1 protein-coding gene is annotated in these 4,920 nt (G+C 36.6%); it reads right to left on the bottom strand.

Annotated elements, in window-relative coordinates; all coding sequences use genetic code 11:
- Positions 1-4,920 (bottom strand): SprB repeat-containing protein (locus Q0873_RS18125; RefSeq protein ID WP_299110202.1); only part of this gene is annotated, 4,920 nt, incomplete at both ends.

The following is a 4,920-nucleotide window of genomic DNA, read 5'->3' as shown; positions in this document are numbered from 1 at the left end:
TCCGCCTGTACTTGTATCACAACTATTATCATTATGAGTCGTTCCAAAGGTTACAACCGCTGGAGCTGGCACATTAATCGTAGTTGAACGCGGACATCCATTTGCATCTATTACACGAACTCGGTAATCTCCTGCTGCTAATCCTGTAAATACATTGTTATTGCTATAAGTGTACCCTCCAATTACATTGTTTGATAAATCTTCTAACTGGTAAGTATAGCTTCCCCAACCATGTTGAGCCGTTGCTGTAATTGTTGCGTCTGATACTCCATTACAACTTACTGCAGCAGTTAAATTTGCTGTAACCAATAATTCTACGGCTGGTTGTTCAATTGTAAAGTTTGCCGATTGTGATGTACATGCAGCTACTGCTGGTGGTCCTGTTACAGCTGTTGCTGTTAAAGTTACCACTACATAATAAGTTCCTGCTTGAATGTTATTAATTGTTGTATTATTAACAACTCCACTTCCTGAAATAATATTTCCTAATGTATCTGTAGCAGGTGTATTTGTTCCTGCATCATATAACACGTAATCATATTGATTTGTATACGGTGTCGTTGGGCTAAAACTTAACTCAACGCTACCATCATCTGCAGACCTACATGTTTCATCTCTAATATCTGAAATTACTAAGTCAAATGTTGGTGCTGCTAATACCGTATGATATGTTACCAACTGACAACCTGTTGTAGGATGTGTTATTGTTATTTGATATTCACCTGTAGGTAAAGCATCAAAGTCTCCTGAAGCAACATTATTTTGAGTTACTGGTCCATAAGTATGACCATTTGTTCCTTCAATAGTAATATTCGCGTTCGTTCCTAATGTTGAGTTAAACCCAACTGTAATATCTTCACCTGTATTACAAGTTATAGCATTATCAACAGTAACACTAGCATTCGATAATACATCTAATGCATTGATTGTTGCATTGGTTGTTGCTGAACACCCTTGATCATCATAAACTGTAATTGCTACTGCTCCTCCTAAAATGTTTGAAGTAGTAAAACTCATCGTATTACTATCTTGAGTTACATCATCAGTATTATCTGCAGGAGTTCCATTATCATAAACAAATACTACACGTGTATATGTACCTGATCCACCTGTTATTCCTCCAGGAATTGTTACCGTAGCATTTCCAGGAGTATTACCTGTCGCACAAGCAAACGGAGACACTGTAGGCACTGGTAAGTTAATATCATTGAACTCAGTAATTGCAATATTGTTGATTGTAGTAGAACAATTATTAACTCCAGAAACAGCTGTTATAGAATAAGTTCCTGGTCCTAAATTTGTAAAAGTACCATCTCCTACAGGTAATGTAACTGGTCCACCTGGGCCATTTAAAGTATATGTTAATGGTAATACACCATTATTAACTGCCGTAACAGTAATTCTTCCTGAATTATCTCCAAAACATAAACTATTCTCAGCTACATATGTAAAGTTAGGATCAATAGGGTCTTGTAATGTAATCTCTTTAGTTGCTGTTGAACAAGATGTGTTATTATCTGTTACAGAAATATTATATGTTCCTGGTGTTAACGAAATAGCAACAGATGTTGTTCCAGCTCCTAACGCAACTGCTGGTGCTCCATTTACACTATAACTATAATCTGCCGTTACACCTCCTGTTAAGTGAGAACCTGATGTTACGTTTAATGTAACGACACCGTTTGCAGTACATATTGCATTGGTAGTTACTTGTAAATTGAAATCAACATCTTCATGAATAATAACATTTGCTTGAGTGTCTTGACATCCATTAGCATCTCTCACAATAATATCATAACTACCCGCTGTCAATCCATTTGCCACAAACGGACTTGTTGTTGGAGCACTAAATGATGTTCCATTATCCGTTGAGAATTGATATGGTCCAACTCCTCCCGAAGCGTTTATTGTAATTGTATTATTAGTTGCACAACTGTTAGCTACTACAGAATCAATGGTTGGCAATTGACTTACATTTAAAGTAACTGGTCCTAATGTTTGAGTACATCCGTTTGAATCTGTTACCTCTACTGTTACATCAACCGGATTTGTAACTACATTAACATTTCCATAAGCAATACTAAAGGTATTTCCTGTCACCGCTATTGGGAAGGTTAATCCAGTTGTATTTGTAGCCGCAGTGATTTCATACGAATATCCTCCGAATCCACCAACTACATTTTCAATACGTACCAACCCATCTACACTACAAGTAATGTCATTAAGCTTATTCAAGTTACCCGATATTGCAGTTCCTTCACGAATATCAACTTCTCCACTCGCCCAATTACAGGTACCTCCTGCAGTTCTTTCTATAACAATAAAATATCTTCCCGCTCCTAAATTTTGCAAATTAGCTACTGGGGTTGTCGTACTGTTTAATACAAATGGGTATGTTACAGTATTAGCAATAGTTCCAGTAATTGGTAAAGGAGAATCAGTAACTCCATCATATAATTGCCAAGTAATTGTATTTCCTGCTAAAACACCATCAATGTCATCAATGTTAAACTGTAAAGAACCATTGTTAGATCCATTACAAGACTGACTTGATGCACTTGGAGTTATAGAAACATCAAAATTATCCGGTGGATATACTATTGGGATATTTGGATCATTTGTTTGAATACATCCATTAAGGTCTCTTACATAGAATAAGTAATTCAGTCCAGGAATAATATTATTAAAAACTCTAATTCCAGGTGCACCTACAGGATCATCTGCAGGATACCAAATTCCAGAGTTTATTGGATCATCTGTACTAATTCCAAATGAATATGGTCCTGTTCCTCCAACAGCCTCAACAGTTACACTATACCCTGTTGTACAATTACCACTAGATGTTACATTCACTACAATTCCTTCTACTTGGAAAGGCATGACAAACAATCCGTTTTCAATTAAACAACGAACCGAACTATCAGTATTCAAAATACGAATTGCAGGGAAATAAGAAGTACCAGACACTAAGTTTCTAACACTATATAAATTATCTCCTGGTGTTGGATGCGGAGCTACACTAACTGAGTGCGCAAGTGTACTCATGTTTATCCAAGTTGTACCATCAATAGTATATTGTAATGTATACGGTGTAAAATCCGCTAATGTTAAATTTTTAAAGTTAAAATCAATACCTGTATCCGCTGGAACTGCTGTAAGACAGTTAGCTGGTAATATAGGTTCGATATTCATCGGAACAGCTGGTAACTCAGTTAATGTAAAGTTATAAGTATTCGTACAATTAAGAGCGTCTGTTACTGTTACTGTATAACTATCAGCTACTAAATTATTAAAACTAAAATCTCTTACCGTTAATCCATTAATATTATCTGTATATGTAGCAGCAGTATTTTCTACCGTTATATTGAAAGGCGCTTCACCATTCAATATTTCACCATCTATACTTCCTGTATCACCATTACATTGTGGGTTATTAGGAGTCATATTCGTTAACGATACTGGTGTAGTTAAACTAACTACTACATTTTGTATAATGTACTCACATCCCGCGCTGTCTCTAACATAAACATCATAAGTATTTGCTGCCAAACCTATAATTGGATTTGTTGCAGTGAAAGCTCCTGCTGGATCTCCGTCTGGTACAACAGAGAATATATATCCTGTTGTAGTTCCTCCCGTTGGATTTACTTGTATTTGTCCAGTAGAACAACTTGCATTTGTAACATCCGCACTTGCTAATAACTGTGGATTAATTGTTACTCCTTGTGTCGCTGTACAACCAGCTCCATCTCTAATGGTTACATTGTAGTTTCCTGCAGATAAACCTGTGATACTAAATGCTGGTATTGATGCCGGTGTTTGCCATGTAGTTCCATCTAAACTATATTGATAGTTTCCATTACCTGTAACCCCCGAAATATTAATAGTTCCGTTAGTTCCATCATAACATGCTGGCGTTGCCGTAAATGTAACTGTATCCGCTGGATCTACAGTAATAGTAAATGGTGCTGAAGTACAACTTCTAACATCTGTTGCTACAATGGTATATGTTCCTGCTGCTATATTAGTAAAAGAAGAAGTTGTTGTTCCTTGAGATACTCCTCCTAAGAATAATTCATAAGAATATGGTCCTCCATTTCCACCTGATCCTGTTGGAGCAATAGTAGCTCCTGTTGCTGGTGTACAAGTTACTTCCTTAGTTATACTTCCTCCTGCAACTACTACTGTTGGTTGACCAATTGTAATATTTGCTAAGTTTAAAGTACATGCTGCTGGTGAACCTGCATTTGGTCGGATTAAAATATCATTATATGTTCCTAATGCTACATTAGTAATCGTAAATGGACTTGTTGCAATTGCTCCACTCCATGTTCCTCCATTATCTAATGAATACTGGTATGATGCGCCATAATTACTAGCTGATAATGTGATCGTTCCATCACTTCCTCCATTACATGTAATATCTGTACTTCCTGTTACACTCGCTACAAACTCATTGTTTGGCTCTACTGTTACATTGATATCAACGGTACAGTTTCTTCCATAATCTACAGTAATCGTATGTCCACCTACTGCTACATTATTAAATACATTTCCTGCCTGAGCTGTTCCTCCATCTAAACTATAAGTATATGCTCCTGCTGGAGTTGGTGTGATTGTAATATTTCCTGTTCCATCACAATTATAAACTACTGCACTTGCTAAAGCTGGTGCTGTTGGTAATGGTGCTATTACAATGTTTGGTGTAATGGTAAAACTACATCCATTAGCATCTGATACTGATAATGTATACGTACCATCTACTAAACCTCCTTTTACTGGGTTATTTGAACCGGTAGTTGTTGTTCCATCATTGATACTATAGAAATATGGTGGGGTTCCTCCTGTTACATTCTCTATAGTAATCTCTCCTGTTTGTGTACAGGTATAATCTTGTGTGATACGTGCTGTTGCACTAAG

This window comes from uncultured Tenacibaculum sp. (genome assembly GCF_947498805.1).
Taxonomy (GTDB): Bacteria; Bacteroidota; Bacteroidia; order Flavobacteriales; family Flavobacteriaceae; genus Polaribacter.
The sequence above is the reverse complement of the archived record's forward strand: the minus strand, read 5'-3'. Positions and strand labels throughout refer to the sequence as shown.